This window comes from Verrucomicrobium spinosum DSM 4136 = JCM 18804, from assembly GCF_000172155.1.
In the GTDB taxonomy this organism is placed as follows: domain Bacteria; phylum Verrucomicrobiota; class Verrucomicrobiia; order Verrucomicrobiales; family Verrucomicrobiaceae; genus Verrucomicrobium; species Verrucomicrobium spinosum.
Genome location: NZ_ABIZ01000001.1, coordinates 5,482,369 through 5,499,609 on the forward strand (window position 1 = coordinate 5,482,369; position 17,241 = coordinate 5,499,609).

General features: G+C 61.1%; 14 protein-coding genes. 13 read left to right on the forward strand and 1 reads right to left on the reverse strand.

All coding sequences use genetic code 11. The features are described from left to right. Window position 1 precedes the first annotated feature (1 nt). The 7 genes from VSP_RS22315 (at window position 2) to VSP_RS22345 (ending at window position 11,520) form a co-directional block, all read left to right on the forward strand. Window positions 2-1,150, forward strand: coding sequence for an alpha-hydroxy acid oxidase (locus VSP_RS22315; RefSeq protein ID WP_009963469.1), 1,149 nt, complete (start codon window positions 2-4; stop codon window positions 1,148-1,150). Window positions 1,151-1,168: 18 nt separating this feature from the next. Next, window positions 1,169-2,524, forward strand: a complete 1,356-nt coding sequence (locus VSP_RS22320) for a right-handed parallel beta-helix repeat-containing protein (protein WP_009963470.1) — start codon at window positions 1,169-1,171, stop codon at window positions 2,522-2,524. A gap of 92 nt (window positions 2,525-2,616) precedes the next feature. After that, window positions 2,617-3,711, forward strand: a complete 1,095-nt coding sequence (locus VSP_RS22325; protein ID WP_157211003.1) for an NHL repeat-containing protein — start codon at window positions 2,617-2,619, stop codon at window positions 3,709-3,711. Between the two features lie 42 nt (window positions 3,712-3,753). Then, on the forward strand, window positions 3,754-4,830 hold the full coding sequence (locus tag VSP_RS22330; protein ID WP_009963472.1) for an NHL repeat-containing protein: 1,077 nt from the start codon (window positions 3,754-3,756) through the stop codon (window positions 4,828-4,830). 360 nt (window positions 4,831-5,190) lie between these two features. Continuing rightward, a complete protein-coding gene (locus VSP_RS36765; RefSeq protein ID WP_009963473.1) occupies window positions 5,191-5,928 on the forward strand; it encodes an N-acetylmuramoyl-L-alanine amidase family protein in 738 nt (245 codons plus the stop codon). Window positions 5,929-6,038: 110 nt separating this feature from the next. Next, complete coding sequence (locus VSP_RS22340) at window positions 6,039-9,707, forward strand: PVC-type heme-binding CxxCH protein (RefSeq protein ID WP_009963474.1); 3,669 nt, start codon at window positions 6,039-6,041, stop codon at window positions 9,705-9,707. A gap of 103 nt (window positions 9,708-9,810) precedes the next feature. Further along, window positions 9,811-11,520, forward strand: a complete 1,710-nt coding sequence (locus tag VSP_RS22345; protein WP_009963475.1) for an FAD-dependent oxidoreductase — start codon at window positions 9,811-9,813, stop codon at window positions 11,518-11,520. Between the two features lie 434 nt (window positions 11,521-11,954). Here the strand turns inward: VSP_RS22345 and VSP_RS22350 are convergent, their stop codons facing one another. After that, complete coding sequence (locus VSP_RS22350) at window positions 11,955-12,551, reverse strand: toxin-antitoxin system YwqK family antitoxin (protein ID WP_009963477.1); 597 nt, start codon at window positions 12,549-12,551, stop codon at window positions 11,955-11,957. Window positions 12,552-12,662: 111 nt separating this feature from the next. Here VSP_RS22350 and VSP_RS22355 point away from each other — a divergent pair, with 111 nt between their 5' ends. The 6 genes from VSP_RS22355 to VSP_RS22380 all read left to right on the forward strand — a co-directional run bounded on the left by VSP_RS22355 (window position 12,663) and on the right by VSP_RS22380 (window position 17,234). Beyond that, window positions 12,663-13,358 (forward strand): NUDIX hydrolase, encoded by a 696-nt coding sequence (locus VSP_RS22355; RefSeq protein ID WP_009963479.1) that lies wholly within the window; start codon window positions 12,663-12,665, stop codon window positions 13,356-13,358. Window positions 13,359-13,368: 10 nt separating this feature from the next. Further along, the gene (gene ybiA / locus VSP_RS22360) at window positions 13,369-13,809 is read left to right on the forward strand and encodes a riboflavin biosynthesis intermediates N-glycosidase (RefSeq protein ID WP_009963480.1); all 441 of its coding nucleotides are present in this window, start codon (window positions 13,369-13,371) and stop codon (window positions 13,807-13,809) included. A 34-nt stretch (window positions 13,810-13,843) separates the two neighbouring features. Beyond that, window positions 13,844-14,398, forward strand: a complete 555-nt coding sequence (locus VSP_RS22365) for an RNA 2'-phosphotransferase (protein ID WP_009963481.1) — start codon at window positions 13,844-13,846, stop codon at window positions 14,396-14,398. After that, window positions 14,395-15,606 carry a TIGR02452 family protein gene (locus VSP_RS36770; RefSeq protein ID WP_009963482.1) on the forward strand — a complete coding sequence of 404 codons (1,212 nt, stop codon included), beginning with the start codon at window positions 14,395-14,397 and terminating at the stop codon, window positions 15,604-15,606. Before VSP_RS22365 ends, VSP_RS36770 begins: the two co-directional genes overlap by 4 nt. Next, on the forward strand, window positions 15,593-16,660 hold the full coding sequence (locus tag VSP_RS22375; RefSeq protein WP_009963483.1) for an ADP-ribosylglycohydrolase family protein: 1,068 nt from the start codon (window positions 15,593-15,595) through the stop codon (window positions 16,658-16,660). The genes VSP_RS36770 and VSP_RS22375 overlap by 14 nt, the downstream gene beginning before the upstream one ends. Before the next feature lie 124 nt (window positions 16,661-16,784). Further along, window positions 16,785-17,234, forward strand: coding sequence for an AAA family ATPase (locus tag VSP_RS22380; protein ID WP_009963484.1), 450 nt, complete (start codon window positions 16,785-16,787; stop codon window positions 17,232-17,234). Window positions 17,235-17,241 lie beyond the last annotated feature (7 nt).

Below are 17,241 nucleotides of genomic sequence, written 5' to 3' on the forward strand. Positions count from 1 at the left end.
CATGCCCTTGCTCCCTCCCCTCACCCAAATCCCGCCAGAAGTGGCGTCGCTGGAGGATTATGAACGGCTCGCGCGAGAACGGCTCACCGATCACGCCTGGGCCTATTATTACGGGGGTGCGGGCGATGAAATCACGGTGCGCCGCAATCGCGAGGCATTCACGGAGCTGGCCCTGGCTCCGCGGGTCCTGGCCCCGATGACGGGTGGCCACACCCGGATCAGCCTGCTCGGGCATGAGTACGACCACCCCATCTTCCTCGCCCCCATCGCCTACCATCGCATGGCGCACCCGGATGGCGAGGTAGCCACCGCCCTGGGAGCTTCAGCATTGAAGGCGGGCATGATCCTCAGCACCCATGCCAGCATGCTCCTGGAGCAGGTGGCCGCGGCCGCGCAGGCCCCCTTGTGGTATCAGCTCTATCTTCAGCCGGATCGCGGTTTTATCCGCGAGCTGCTCCAGCGGGTGGCGGCTGCGGGTTATCGCGCCATCGTCTTGACGGTGGACGCCCCGCTCAAGGGGCTCCGCAATCGCGAGCACCACGCGCTCTTCAAGCTCCCTCCGGGCATCGAGGCCGTGAACCTGAAAGGCATGAAGTCCCTGCCGCCGGTTTACGCCCAGCCGGGGGCCCCCTCCATCTATTTCGGTCCGCACCTCGATGCCGCCCTCACCTGGAAGGACATCGCCTGGTTACAGGAAAACACCCACCTCCCCATCATCGTGAAAGGCATCATGCACCCGGATGATGCCTCCCTGGCCCTACAACACCAGGTCGCCGGCATGGTGGTCTCAAACCACGGGGGGCGCACCCTGGACACCGCTCCAGCGACGATCGAGGTGCTGCCCGCCATCGCTGACCGCGTGGCCGGTCAGGTGCCCATCCTGCTGGATGGCGGGATCCGCCGCGGAACTGATATTCTCAAGGCACTCGCGCTGGGAGCCAAGGCTGTCCTCATTGGCCGCCCCTATATCTATGGCCTGGCAGCCGCCGGGGCGGTGGGTGTCGCGCATGTGCTCAATATCCTGCGGGCAGAGCTTGAGATGGCCATGGCCTTCACCGGCCGTGCCACCCTGGACCAGGTGGACGCCTCCACGCTGTGGGATTGGGAATATCGTACGTCAAAATCATCCCCTCCCGCAAGGGCGCGGTGAACGGCCCGTTATGGGCTCATGCCGCACACATGCATCGCCTGCCCTCTGGCACAGCTGCTTATCATTCTCCTGGCTCTGAGCGGGACCCGTGGGGCCGAGCCGAACGACCCACCGTTCTCCATCCAGGCAGCCCTGGACGCCAGCCCGGGAACGATGGTCCACGTGCCGGCCGGGGATCACCTGATCTCCGCCCCCCTGCGGCTTCATCACGATCACAGCGGGCTCTATGGTGAAGGGCGCATCATCCAGCAGAATCCTGAGGTGCCCATCCTCATCATCCAGGACTCACGGGATGTGACGGTGCGAGGGCTCACCTTGACCCGTGCGAAGGACAACGAGATCACGCGGGCCGAGGGCGTGGTGGCCATCAAATGCCGCGATCTGGTGCTGGATGGCATTCGGGTCATCAACAACCGGACCCGCTCCGCGGCCATCGCCATACGGGAGAGCCAGGGCACGGACATCCGCGACTGCCGGGTGCGCAACTACATGTGTCTCACCATCGATGACCGAACGAACAGCCCAGACTGGGGCTATGCTTTCAACTGCATCGACGGCACGGGCATCGCAGTTTCCTATAGCCAGGGCACCAGCATCACCGGCTGTCGCGTGGTGGAAGAGGATCTGCTGCCCACCCGGGAGATTCAACAAAAGCATGGGCTGGGCAAGTTCGTGAAAAAGAACCCGCAGAAAGGCACCATCGTCAGCCAGAAAACATGGGGTGAGGAGTTCGTCTCGAACTGGCACCAGGGCTCCGCCATCATCGTCACCGCTCCGGAGTCGAGCGACCTGACCCGGATCCTGAACAATCACATTGAAAACGCCGCCCAGGGTGTGGACCTGCATTCGGACCACGTCATCCTCTCCGGCAACGTGATCAACAATTCCTTCATGGGCATGAAGGCGATGCATGGTTCAAGGAATGTCATCATCACCGGGAACCAGTTCATCAAAAACGACCTCTGGAGCATTGGACTCATGCCGGGAGCGAGCTCCCATGGGGCGGCTCCAGCGGCTGAGGGCAAGCCGGCCACTCCACCCAACGTGGATGGGGGCTCCATCATCGCCAACAACATCATCTCCGATTTCGGCCGAGGGCATTCCGCCTGGGTTTGGGAGGGTCAGGGCACGCCCATTCGTTTCGACAACCGTCAGAAGCCACACAATCCTCCGCTCGCCGACGTCGTGATCCAGGGAAATGTGATCTACGACTCAGATCGCGATGAAGCCGCGGTGGCAGGAACTGAAGGTCAGGCCAAGCCCAAGTACGAATATGCCGTACGCATCGCCACCGAAGCCCAGGGGCTGCATTTTTCCGGCAACCTGTTCCATCCCGGCCGTTCGGGCGTCTCCAACATTCCGTTGCCTCCCTGAGCCCTCTTCTACTGGCGACTGCAGCCTTGTCTTTTTGCCGGCAATCGCGTCCAATTCTCAACGATTCCGTCCTGATGTTTTATTACTCAACCATGAAACACCCATCTCTCCTCCTGGTCACCGGTCTCGCATGCGCCCTCCTCTCGCCCTGCCTGCAGGCAGCCGAGTGGACGATCTCCACCTTCGCCGGCACTGGCGTGAAGGGCTTCTCTGGCGATGGTGGACCAGCCACCCAAGCCCAGATGGACAATCCCTTTGGCGTCGTACGTGGACCGGATGGTGCCATCTGGTACACGGAGTACACCGGGCAGCGCATCCGCCGTGTCACACCTGATGGCAAGATCGAGACCATGGCGGGCAACGGAAAAAAAGGATACACCGGTGATGGTGGCCCCGCCACGGCGGCGTCCTTTGACCTCCCCCACGAGATCCGTTTCGACAAGGCCGGCAACTACTACATCGCCGACATGTCGAACCACGCCATCCGCAAGGTGGACGCGAAGACTGGCATCATCACCACCCTCGCGGGAACAGGGCGTGGAGGCTACACCGGTGACGACGGCCCTTCGGAGAAGGCCGAGCTCAAGCAACCGCACAGCATCCAGTTTGGTCCGGATGGCGACCTCTACATCTGCGACATCGGCAACCATGTGATCCGAAAAATCGACATGAAGACCGGCAAGATCTCCACCTTTGCCGGGACTGGCAAGCCTGGCCCGACACCCGATGGTGCCCCCATCAAGGGAACGCCATTGAAGGGCCCCCGCTCCATGGACTTTGACAAAGAGGGCAACCTCTGGCTGGCCACCCGTGAGGGCAACCAGGTCTTCAAGCTCGATCTGAAGGCAGGCATCATCCATCACATCGCTGGCACCGGAGCCAGTGGCTTCACCGGAAATGGTGGACCAGCCAAGCTGGCCACACTGAAAGGCCCCAAGGGCATTGCACTCGACGCTGAAGGCAACGCCTGGCTGGCGGATACGGAGAGCCACACGGTGCGCGTCATCATGGCCAAGACCGGCACCCTGGAACTTCTCGCTGGCACGGGTGAAAAAGGCGATGGTCCTGACGGTGATCCGCTCAAGTGCAAAATGGCCCGCCTGCACGGCATCTATGTGGATGCGGATGGCTCCGTCTTCATTGGAGACAGCGAGGCGCACCGCGTCCGCGTGATGAAGAAGAAGTAGGTCAAGCTCACGTGTGATTTTGAATAGCTGAATCCGCACCCCATGAAAATACGCTTCGCTCTTTCACTTCTGCTGGCTGCCACCTCCACCGCGCCGGGACTCCAGGCTGCAGTTGAACAGATCATTGGAGCCCCCATAACTGCTGCGGTCTCAGAGCCGTTCAGCGTGGATTTCGACACAGACAAAACGCTCTACGGCGTGGAGTTCACCAAATCCAACCGCGTCTTCCGCTGGAAGGACGGCAAGCTGGACTTCATCGCCGGCGTGCAACACAACACCGAGAAGATCAAGGGCCTCGCCGAGGTGGGAGATGGCAGTGATCCGCAAAAGGCCCTCTTCAATGGAATGCATGACATCCAGATCACCAACGATGGCAAAGCCATCCTGGGTGACTCCTTTAACCACAGAGTGCGCCAACTGGACCTGAAGTCCGGCACTGTGACCACCATCGCCGGCACGGGCAAGGCGGCCTTTGGCGGGGACGGCGGTCCCGCCACGGCGGCCAGCTTCAATATCACCATGACGGCGACGCTATCACCAGACCGGCAACGCTACTATGTCGCAGACATAGGGAACCATCGCACCCGCGAGATCGATCTGGCCACCGGCAGGATCTCCACCGTGGCAGGCAGCGGGCAGAAAGGCCTGCCAACCGACGGCACCAACGCGCTGGAGGCCCCTATGGGAGACACCCGTGCCGTCACCCAGGCCAAAGACGGCACGCTCTATGTGCTGCTCCGCGGCGGCAATTCCCTCGTCGCGGTGAAGGATGGCAAAGTGAACACCGTGGTGAATGCCGGCGGTAAAAAAGGCTACAGCGGGGACGGTGGCCCCGCCCGGGATGCCCAGATGAACGGGCCCAAGTATGTGGCCATGGACGCGGAGAACCGGGTGCTCATCTGCGATACGGAAAACCACTGCGTCCGCCGCTTCGACCCGAAAACCGGGAAGATCGAGCTCATCGCTGGACAGCCCCCCAAGGCGGGCACCAAGATCGGCAGTGATTTCCTAGGAACCGAACTGCGCCGCCCTCATGGGGTGCGCCTCGGGCCAGACGGCCTCCTCTATGTAGCGGACACCTACAACGACCGCGTGCTTCGCGGCCCGTACAGCCGCTGAGCAAGGGCTCCCCGCATCGGGAAAAAGCCTCCGGGTCCATGACGGGACCGGAGGCTTTTTTCTGAAGATCTAAAAGGAGCTCCAAACGCCGATTCCTTCCGGATGGTGCGGCAGAGGAGGTCGCACAGCACCCCCAAACTTGGAGCCGTTCGAGTTGCAGTCCATCATTTGTCAGCCCCATCGCGGGTGAGTAGCCGCAGCCCGGAGGGCTTGAGCAGGCCATGGGGCCCACCACAGTCGTACCCCACGACTGGGCGGATGTGGCCAGCTATTTGGCACCACCCCGGTCACAAACACTGAAAAACGCACATCACGACACATGAATAGGCGTCCTCGGCACACCCCCTGCGACTCGTAGCAATGATGTCTGCTCCCACCTCCCCCATTGGGCGACTGCTGCCCAGACTGTCCTGTCTGGTCCTGTTCAGCCTCCTGGCAGCTTGTCAGACTCCTCACGAGAGCGTGTACGGCAACAAACCGGGACCCAAGGGCTTTGGCACCGTGGTGTTGGACGCCGGTCATGGCGGCAAGGATTCCGGCGCGCGCGCCAGGGGGCAGACGGAAAAGACCCTGACCCTGGACATTGCCCAACGCGTCAAAAAGGAGCTGGCGGGAGACTTCCGCGTCGTCATGATTCGTGACGGGGACCAGTTCGTGGACTTGGAAGACCGGGTCCGGAAGGCAAACCGGTACGATGGCGGCGTGCTGGTGAGCATCCATTTCAACTACGGCCCGCGTCGCCTGGCTGGTCCAGAGACCTACTGGTGGCGGGTGGACAGCTCCTCCCTGGCCCGCCGACTGCACAAGAACCTGACGACCGCGTGCACGGTGGAAGCTGGCAACCGCGGTCTGGTGCGACGCCGGCTGCGGCTCACCCGCAACCCTGAGATCCCCTGCGTGCTGGTGGAATGCGGCTACCTGACCAATGCCCGGGAAGCAGCCCTCCTCAAGACGCCGGAGTACCGGGCCAAGCTGGCCAGGGCCATCGCCGATGCATTAAAGGACCAGAAGCGGCACGGAGATGCCGGAATGGGCCCCCTGCCCGCTCCAATCATCGCCCCGCCCAGCAAGGGATCGGACGTGCGAGACAGCTACTAGGCCGACATCAGGCCAGCTTGAAACCGCCTGGAATCAGGACTTGTGAAAGATCGGAGGGGGTATTCCCTTTCCTTCCGTCCTCATTTTCTCCTCACCCTTCCACCGGTCCCATGCTGTTTCCGCCTCCCCGCTTCGCTGTCATCGCCGCACTCGTCTGCGCCAGCCCCCTTTTCGCTGCCCCTGTTCCCATCTTCGATGGCAAGACCTTCGACGGCTGGGAGGGTGAGACGGCAAAAGTCTGGCGGATTGCTGACGGCACCATCGTGGGGGGCTCGATGGAGGGAAATCCCCAAAATGAGTTCCTGACCACCAAGAAGAGCTACAAAAACTTCACCCTGCAGCTGGAATACAAACTGGTGGGCACGGAGGGCTTTGTGAACGGCGGGGTGCAGTTCCGCAGCAAGCGCATTCCCAATCCTCCCAATGAAATGTCTGGCTTCCAGGCGGACATCGGAGCGGGATACACCGGGTGTCTCTACGACGAGTCCCGCCGGAAGAAGATGATGGCCACGGCGGACAAGAACTTGATCACCAGCACGGAAAAGCCCGGCGAGTGGAACAAGTACGAAATTCGCGCCGAAGGGCCACGGATCCGCATCTTTCTGAATGATAAACTGACCATCGACTACGTGGAGCGTGAGGCAGGGATCGATGCCGATGGTGTGATCGCCCTCCAGATCCACGGCAACTGCAAAGCGGTCATCGCCTTCCGGGACATCAAACTGGAGGTGCTGCCGGATGCCCTCGTGCCGTCTGAACAAGAAGTGCTGAATCGCTTTGGCGACTCCCCTGCCCTGAAGACCGCCCTGGCTCCATGGCAAGGGGGCAAATTTCAGCTGGGGGACAACGAGGTGATCGCCCTGACAGGCCAGGCAAATCTGGTCAGGGAACAGAAGGCTGGCGAGTTGGAGGCCATCCTCACCTCGTCCTATGCCAGCCGTGAGCCAAGTTTCCGCTCCATGGCCTGGGAAGGCGACACGGTGTACGAACAATGGCGCGACCTGAACTTCGGTTCATGGAAAGGCCAGCTGGACGCCACGGGAGCCACCACCGTGCTGGCCCAGTTTGGCCAGGTGGAGTCTTTCGATGGCAAAGCCCGCATCCCGGAGTTTGTTTCCGCGTACCACCGTCTGCTTGACCAGTTTGCCTCCCGCACGCCGCGCCTCGTCCTCATCTCCCCCATTCCTTTTGAAAAGCCAGCCTCCCCTCAGGCACCGGATCTGACCATGCGCAACGAAGATGTTGCCGCGTATGCCAAAGCCATCCAGGATGTCGCCCGCCACCGGGGAGCCATTTACGTGGACCTCTTCACCCCCCTTTCCCAGCGCCCCTCCGGATCGCCCCGGCTCACGGACAACGGCCTGCATCTGAATGCCGAGGGTCTGCGGACGGTGGCGAAGCTCATCGCCACCCAACTGGGGGCCAGCGTCAGCGAAGCAGACAACCTCGGCCCGCTCCGCGAGGCCATTGTCGAGAAGAACCGCCTCTGGTTCGACTGCTGGCGTCCGGCCAACTGGTCCTTTGTGTATGGAGATCGAATCACCCAGCTCTTCGGCAAGGCGGGCGGAGACGAGCCTTCGCTGCGCGAGAGCTTTGAGAAACACAAGCCCCTCATCGCCGGTCTGGATGCCCGCCTCCATGCTCTGGCCAAGGGAGAGAAGCCCCCGGAACCACCTGCCGCCCCCGAGATTGTCCAGGAGGAGAAGGCACCGTTGACTCCTGAAGCTCAGCTCGCCAGCTTCACCCTGGCGGAAGGCTATGAGGCCAATCTCTTTGCCTCCGAAATCGAAGGTGTGGCCAAGCCCACCCAATTCTCCTGGGATGAAAAAGGCCGCCTCTGGGTCGCCTGCTCCCCCACCTACCCCCAGGCCATTCCGGGTGTGAAGCCCTCCGACTATGTGCTCGTGCTGGAGGACACCAACGGCGACGGCAGGGCCGACAAGTCCCACCGTTTCGCGGAAGGGCTCACCATGATCCAGGGCCTGGAACCCGGTGCCGGCGGCTTGTACGTGTGCGACTTCGACCAGATCCTCCACTTCAAAGACACCGATGGCGACGGCAAGGCGGATGTAAAACAGGTGCTCTACTCCGGCTTCGGCATTGGGGACACTCACCAACTCGTGAACTCCATCTGCCACGGTCCAGACGGCTCCCTGTGGTTCAGCCAGGGCCTGCATGCCTTCTCCCGCGTGGAGACGGAGTGGGGGCTCTCCCGTCTGGACAAGGCCGGGGTCTGGCGGTGGAATCCTCGAACCCGGCGCATGGACGCCTTCTTCAATGGCGGCAAGGCCGGCCATAACTGCTGGGGCGTCGCGTTTGACGACTACAACCAAGTCTTCCACAAGAGCGGCGACCGCCCCGTGGGCTACTACACCGTTCCCGGGATGGCCAAGCTCGCGGATCCCGACGAGTATCACCCCACGGGAGCCCTCTTCGACACCAGCCCCAAGACCACCGCCATTGATTTCATCGGCACCAAGGCCCTGCCCGAAGACATCCAGGGCTGCGCCCTCATTGGCGGCTACTTTGGAAACGTGGTGGAATTGCACCGGCTTAAGGATGACGGCTCCGGGTTCAAGAGCGAACAACTGCCCAAACTGCTGCGCTCCAGTGAAACAGCCTTCCGCCCGGTGGATGTGAGCGTGGGCCCTGATGGGGCCATCTACCTCGCCGACTGGTTCAATCCTGTCATTGGTCACTACCAGGCCAGCTACGCGGATCCTCGCCGGGACCGCAGACACGGGCGCATCTGGCGCATCACTGCCAAGGGCTATACACCCGTCAAGCAGCCCAATCTGGCGGCCATGAAGCCGACTGAACTGCTGGAGCAACTCCGCTCCCCGGAGCGCTGGACCCGCTATCAGGCCAAGCGCCTGCTCTTTGACACCCCCACTGCCGATGCCCTGAAAGCCGCTGACGCTCTGGTGGCAGGGCTGGACCTGTCCAAGGCTGAAAACGAGCACCTGCTCATGGAAGTCTGCGGCGTGTACGAGGCTCATGAATCTCCGAGCCTGGAGGTGCTGCAAAAGCTTGCCGCTGCCCAGGACAGCCGCGTCCGTGCGTACGGTGCCCGCGTGCTTGCTGCGTGGCAGGATCGTCTGCCAGAGTGCCTGGCCTTGCTGAAAAAGGCAGCCAGCGACACCAATCCCCGAGTGAGACTGGAGGCTGTCGTGGCAGCCAGCTATTTCCAGCAACCCGCCGCAGTGGAGGCTGCTATGCAGGTGCTGGATCAGCCTCGCGACAAGTTCCTGGACTACGCCCTCAAGCAGTCCGTGCGCGGTCTGAAACCCGTCTGGAAACCCGCGCTCGCTGCTGGCCAGCTCACCTTCGGCGGCAGTGCCACCCAGGTCGCGTATGTGCGGGATCTGGCCAACCAGGGTGCCACAGTAGAACATCCCGGGAAGACCATCTATGACGCCCTCTGCCTTAATTGCCACCAACCAGAGGGCAAAGGCCTGCCCGGCATCTATCCCCCTCTGGCGGGGAGTGAGTGGGTGAGCGGCGACAAGGCGGCGTTCATCAAGATTGTCATCCACGGTCTCACCGGCCCCATCACCGTCTCCGGGCAGACTTATGGCGTGGCGGCTCCTATTCCCATGCCCCCCATGGGCTTGGACGATCAACAGATTGCCCACGTCGCCACCTACATTCGCAGCCAGTTTGGCAACAGCGCCCCGGCCATCACGGTGGACGAAGTGAAGGCAGTGCGCGCTGCCACGGAAGGCCGTACCACCTTCTGGACCGTTCAGGAATTGATGTCTCCGACCGCGGCCAAGTAATCAAGCTCGCGGAGTCTCTTCACACGCCATCCCTCCGTCCGACACTGGTCACTTCATCTGACCTGCTAGGGCGACCCGAGGGATGGCGTTCTTTTTGACACCCATGAAACGCCCCACTTTCCTCACTCTCCTCGCCTGCTCCCTCTCCGCGTGGGCGCAATCTCCACCCGAGGCCATCTCAGAGGCGGACGTCTGCGTTTACGGCGGCACCTCAGGTGGCGTGGCCGCCGCCGTCCAGGCCGCCCGCATGGGGAAGAAGGTGCTGCTGCTGGAGCCAGGCCGCCATCTGGGAGGCATGACTTCGGGTGGCCTCAGCGCGGTGGACATTGGCGATCCTCGAACGGTGGGCGGCATTGCGAGGGAATACTTCACCCGGCTCGTGGCGGGCTATGGCAAGACGCTGGAGTGGGACAAGCCCTTTATCAGCAAAGGAGGCGGCCCCGCCACGGGCGGCGCTTATTCCATTGAACCCCACGTCGCTGAACAAGTGTTCAACGACATGGTCAAGGAGGCAGGTGTGACCGTACGCTTCGACAGTCGGCTCGCCAAAGCAGAGAAAGATGGAGCCAACATCAAGGCAATCGTGTTGGAAGGCGGTCAAACCATTCGCGCCCGCATGTATGTGGACACCACGTATGAAGGCGATCTCATGGCCAAAGCCGGCGTCAGCTACACCATCACCCGGGAAGGCAACGCCAAGTATGGCGAGACATACAATGGTATTTCTTATGATCCAAAGTATCAGCCCCGCACCAACCACCTGAAGCCAGGCCCCACTGGTCGCGTGAAGGGTGGACAGGGTGTCTGGGACCGGGACCTGCCCCTCGATCCCTATGTCGTCCCTGGCGATCCAAAGAGTGGCTTGCTGCCACTGCTGAATGCGGGAGACCCCGGCACTCCTGGTGAGCCCGCCCCCGGTGTCCAGGCCTACTGTTTCCGCCTCTGCCTCAGCACTGCCCCTGACCGGCTCCCCATTTCACCTCCCACTGACTACGATCCCAAACGCTACGAACTCGTGGCCAGATTCATCGCTGGCTGCCTGGCCATGGGGGATGACATGGATCTCCGCTGGTTCTCCAAGCACGACGCCCTGCCCCATGACAAGTGGGATTTCAACACCGCCACGTTTGGCGGCAATCTCCCCGGAGCCAGTTGGGAGTGGCCCGAGGCCTCGTACGATCGACGCGTTGAGATCGCAAAGGAACACGAGAACTATCACCGGGGCCTATTGCACTTCCTGGCCACCGATCCCCTTGTGCCCGAGAAAGTCCGCGCGGATATGAAGCGCTATGGCCTGCCCACAGATGAGTTCAACGACAACGGCGGCTGGCCCCACCAGCTCTACATCCGCGAAGCCCGCCGCATGGTGTCCGACCTTGTGCTGACTGAGCATCACACCTTCGGCCGACAGGTCGCCGCTCATTCCGTGGGCCTGGGCTCCTACGGCACCGACACTCATGAGATTCGCCGCATCGTCAAAGACGGCGTGGTGCAACGAGAAGGCAAGACCGCCGGCGGTCGCGACGGCGCCCCGCCCTATCCGATTGGCTACAGCGCCATTGTGCCCAAGGCCTCAGAATGCACCAACCTCTACGTGACCTTCGCCCTCAGCGCCAGCCACACCGCCTTCAGCAGCATCCGCATGGAGCCCGTCTTCATGGTTACCAGCCAGTCCGCCGCCACCGCCGCCTGCCAGGCACTTGATGCGGGAGTCACCGTGCAGAAGGTGGATCAAGCAAAGCTCCGCGAGCAACTGCTGAAGGACAAGCAAGTGCTGGAATGGAAGAAGGAGTGGGGCGGTTCAGGGCATTGACGTGGACGAACTCAGCAAAAGCCACGATCCATGAACCATGCTTGACGGGCTCATTGGAATCCCTTCCTCGAAGAGGATGATGCGACAAGCCCAACGTTGACGAGCTTCCAGCGAGTCTCCGTTGGGTAAGCAAGTGACGATCACCTACTCCGAAGGAGTTGCGGCGGTCTGACCGGCCGTCACCCCTGAGAGTCCTCAGCACACTATCCCCTCCGCTCCCAACATCGGACGGCACGTCCGAACTACTCCCGAGGAACTCACCAGGAGTAGTCCGACGGTACCCGTCGGCTCAGTCGCCGCAGGAATGCACGTCCATGTTTCCTGCCACAATTCCGAACCCATTGTCCGCCCAGGTTCTGACGTGGACAACGCGAACCTCGGTTCGATGATCAAACTATCGCACCAATCATTTCGTATCCCCCCCATAGCCTCGATCAAGCCACCTCAAAGAAACTGTGCACGTCATACGCCCGGCAATGCACTTTTTCCCCTGTCGGCGACTCGATCCACGAATCGTCGTCTTCGTGCAAATGTCCTCGATGACAAAGGCCGGTGAGGCTCAAGCGATCCCAGACTTCTTCGGTTTCCTGACCCCGAACCTCGATCAACGTCCCCGGCAAGGGACCGGGGCCATAAAAGTACGGCTCCACCGAAAACAGCCCTCTCCACCAGTCTAATAAGTCCGCTGCGGGGCGATCCATGATCCACAACCAGCGTTTGAACCCATGCTCCTCCACCAGAAGCAAGGTGTTCTCCGGCGTCATTGCAATGTCAGACAAGGCCGGGACGGCTTGCGACTTTGCATACTCCCCCTCGCCGAACTCCACCAGACTCAGCACCTCTCCCTCCTCGGAATATTCCCTCCACAGCCCGCAACGCACCCCGAGTGCATAGCTCCCCTCGATCCACCTCTTGCCGCTTGGGTAGTTCCAGAAAGCATGCCCCGAGGCACATCGCCCAACCGGATCGAGGTGAAAGTGAGCGAACAGAATTCCTGAAGCAAAAAAGGTCTCGTGGGGTTCGCTCATCATCGGTGGGGGAGGATTAAGAGACCATTTCACGGCCTGCCTCATTGCACAAGTTTGCATCGAGCCCACACCTTAGTGTTGCAATAACACAATGCATAGTGTAGATGTGACACCATGAGCTTCACCTACGAATACCCAAGAGCCGCCCTCACGGTGGACGCCGTGATCTTCGGGTATGACGCCTCAGAAAACGAACTGCGCGTCTTGCTCATCCAGCGGGCCCTCCCGCCCTTCCAAGGGAAGTGGGCCCTTCCGGGAGGTTTCGTCCGGGTGGGTGAGTCCACCGATGAAGCGGCACGTCGCGAACTGCAGGAGGAGGCGGGCTTGCATAAGGTCTTTCTGGAACAGCTCTACACTTTCAGCGCCCCCGAGAGAGACCCCCGTGAGCATGTCATCACTGTCGCCTACATGGCCCTGGTGCATCTGCTGGATCATCCTCCTCAGGCTGCGACCGATGCCGCACAGGCCGCGTGGTTCAGCTTGAGCGAACTGCCCCCACTGGCTTTCGATCACGACCAGATCCTCGAGACCGCGCACCGCCGCATTCAGTCCAAGATCCGGTACGAGCCGATCGGCTTCGAGCTTCTTCCCCCCAAGTTTACCCTCACCCAGTTGCAACATCTTTACGAGGCCGTGCTGGGTCAGGTTCTCGACAAACGCAACTTTCGCAAAAAGTTCCTCGCCATGGACCTGCTCAAAGACACAGGCGAAGTCCAACAAGACGTGGCTCATCGTGCCGCCGCCCTCTGGTCCTTTGACCGACGCCGCTACGAACGCCTCCGCAAAGAAGGTTTCAACTTCAGTCTCTAACTCCCCCTTCATGGAACCCATCCTCTTCTACAGCACCAAGGGAACGTACGGCGCGTTCTCCAACTTCTCCGCGCATCCCTTCGTACTAAACAACAAGCGCTGGCCCACCACGGAGCACTACTTTCAGGCTCAGAAGTTTGTCGGCACAGAACATGAGGAAGCGATTCGAATGATCGCCTCCCCCATGGTGGCCGCACGCATGGGCCGATCCCGCCAGCGACCCCTTCGCAAGGACTGGGATTCGGCGAAAGATGACGTCATGAGGAAAGCCCTGCGCGCGAAGTTCACGCAACACCAGGATCTGCAATCCCTCCTCCTGTCCACAGGTGAAGCGCAACTTATCGAACACACCAAAAACGACTCGTACTGGGCCGATGGCGGCGACGGTTCTGGAAAGAACCGTCTCGGCATCTTGCTCATGGAATTGCGAGATCGGCTGCGTTCGTCTTAACCAGCACCGTTCAAACACCCTGTTTCGTTATTCAATGCAACCTTCCCCCAAGCCTCTCACTCAAACCAGCAAGTTTCTCAGTCTCGTACTCCGCCACAAACCTGAGGAAATCGGCCTCGTGCTGGATGAGGCAGGCTGGGCCTCGACTGACAAATTGATCGATGCCTGCAATCGTCATGGCCCCGGATTGGACCTCCCCACGCTCCAGCTTCTGGTCAACACCAACGAGAAGAAACGTTTCGAATTCAATGCCGATGGTTCCCGCATCCGGGCCTCCCAGGGACATTCTGTGGAAGTCGATCTGGGCTACACTCCACAGGTTCCGCCCGCCGTGCTCCACCACGGCACAGTGGAAGATTTCCTCGATCCCATACGGTCCCAAGGTCTGGTCAAAGGCGAGCGCCATCATGTTCATCTCTCTGCGGATCCCGCCATCGCTCGCATCGTTGGCACGCGTCACGGCAAGCCGGTCGTTTTGACTGTCCAGGCCAGCACCATGCACACCGCGGGACACCCCTTTTATCTCTCAACCAACGGGGTTTGGCTCACTGACCATGTGCCCGCCCGCTTTATCGATTTCCCCTCATGACAACCAAGATCTCCGGCAAGAGAAGCTCACGGGCAGAAATGGCCCGCACCACCCTCGAGGCGCTGGACAACGGTGGTTACACCAATGTCCGCCGTGAGTGGGTGGACATCAAATCAAGCCTTGCCCATGCCATGCAAGGCAGCCGGGGCTTTGCTCCCGATGCCAGTCTGCCTCCCGTCCTCAGTAGAAGGTACACTACGCACGTCGAAGTACGGCCAACCAGCACCATCAGCGCCCTGCGTCAGCTTCAGGCAGACGGAGCGGGTCATATCGCCTGCCTGAATTTCGCCAGCGCCAAGAATCCTGGAGGCGGCTTTCTCAACGGTGCCCTGGCTCAGGAAGAATCCCTCGCTGCCGCGTCGGGACTCTATCCCTGTCTGCTCATCCAGCCCGCTTACTACGAGACCAACCGGGTCTGTGGTACCTGCCTCTATACGGACTGGATCATCTGGTCGCCCGACATCCCCTTCCTCCGCAGCGATGATGGCACCTGGCTCGACGCACCGTTCACTACAGGAGTTATCACCGCACCGGCCCCCAATGCCGGCGCTGTGCACCGCAATGAACCAGAACGAGCCGATGAGATCTTGCCGACGTTGCGACGCAGGGCCCAGCGCGTGCTTCACGTCGCCGCAGCAGAAGGCGTGGATGCGCTGGTTCTGGGAGCCTGGGGATGTGGGGTGTTCCGCAATGATCCTGCCCAAGTGGCACAGGTTTTCGCAGAACTGCTCGGACCCGACGGGCCATTCGGGGGAACCTTCCAACGCGTTGTCTTTGCGATCTACGATTCCTCTTCAGGCACTCCCGTGCTGAATGCATTCCAAGCCGCCTTCCCCTCATCCCCAATGAGCGCCGCACCCAAGCCAACCGTCACGCTGTATCGCCCTGTCGGTCCCGCAGAGTTGGAACTAATCTCGGCATCGGCCTGGAAGCGCTTCCCGCCTCGCCTCCCAGACCAGCCGATCTTCTACCCCGTGCTCAATGAGGTCTATGCAGCACAAATTGCCCGGGACTGGAATGTCGCAGCCTCTGGCTCGGGACATGTCCTGAAGTTCGAGATCGATGCCGTGTACATCTCGCGATTCGACCGACAGGTCGTGGGTGGCTCTCAGCACGAAGAACTCTGGGTTCCGGCCGAAGAGCTGGAAGAGTTCAATGACCACATCGTAGGCACCATTGAAGTGGTCGCCAACTATGGCCCCCAATAACATTCCGGTCGTTGAACGCCTGCAGGGGCTCGTGGTGGGAGCCGCGCTGGGCGATGCCTTGGGCCTTCCTTCGGAAGGACTCACCCGACAGCGCATCGCCCGGCTCTGGCCAGGGCCGCTCACGCATCGCTTCATCGCGGGACGGGGCATGGGCAGTGATGATACCGAGCACCTCGTCTTCACCGCCCTGGCCATTCTGAAGTCCCAGGGAGACACTGCGTTGTTTCAAACAACTCTGGCCAGACATTTGCGATGGTGGCTGCTGCTCCTGCCTGCCGGAGTCGGGCTCGCCACCGCGCACGCCCTGGTCAAACTCTGGCTGGGATGGAAACCAGGACGAAATGGCGTCTTCTCCGCCGGCAATGGACCTGGCATGCGCAGCAGCGTCATCGGTGCCGTTCTGTCTGGATCACCAGACCTCATAACACCGTACGTCACCGCATCCACGCGACTGACTCACACGGATCCCAAGGCCCTCACCGGAGCCCTGGCCCTGGCCCATTCCGCCGCGTGGATCCGCGCAGCAGACGCCCCCTTGAAGGAATTGTTTCTCAACTGGGAAAGTCTCAGCATGGATCAAGAATGGCGTAACGCCGTGTCATTGATCCAAAGCTGCCATGGAGCACAAGCATCTGTTTCCGAATATGCCGCTCGCTTTGGCTGCACCCGACGTGTGTCTGGATACATCTACCACAGCGTTCCGATGGCGCTCTATGCCTGGCTCCACCATCGCGGCAACTATTCGGACACCCTTACCGAGGTGGTTCGTTGCGGCGGTGATACCGACACGGTTGCTGCCATGGCCGGAGCCCTGGCTGGCCTTGACGTTGGCATCCATGGCATCCCCGCCCCATGGAGAAAAGGCTGGTGCGACTGGCCGATCACTCAAGAGTACCTGCTTGATCTAGGCAGACATCTGGCCGCATTTAACCCGACTTCTCCATCGCCGACCATTCCAGACAAACCGCATTGGGCGCTGGTGCTGCCACGGAACCTCTTGTTCCTGTTTGTGGTCCTCTGCCACGGATTCCGCCGGCTCTTGCCGCCGTACTGACTCCGGTCGCACGCCGCCAGCATCACCGTCTCACACGGCCCTTCATACCTGACTCAATAGTCATGGAACCTGCAAAGGCAGAGTTTTCTCCATTCCAGAACTCACGCCATCGTGCCACCTCCCCATGCAACTCATGCTCTTCACCGGCATCCCGGCCTCAGGCAAGTCGTTGTTTTACAAGCAACGGTTTGCTGACACGCACGTCCGCATCAACCTCGACATGCTGCGCACCCGCCACCGGGAGTCCATCCTCTACCGCTCCTGTCTGGAAGGCAAGGCCCAGATGGTCGTGGACAACACGAACCTCACCCGGGCGGCCAGGGCGGACTACATCCGTCGCGCGCGGCTCAATCACTTCTCCATTCATGGGTACTTCTTTGATGCCGATGTGGAAGAGGCGTTGCGACGCAACACCACCCGCACCGGCATGGCCCGGGTCCCGGAGGTGGCCATCCTGACCGCCGCCAAGAACCTCGAACCGCCTTCGTACGATGAAGGCTATGATCAATTGAGCGTCGTCCGCATCGAAGCAGGCTCGTTTATCGTGGAGGAATATGCTTGTGAGATTCGATGATCTTGAA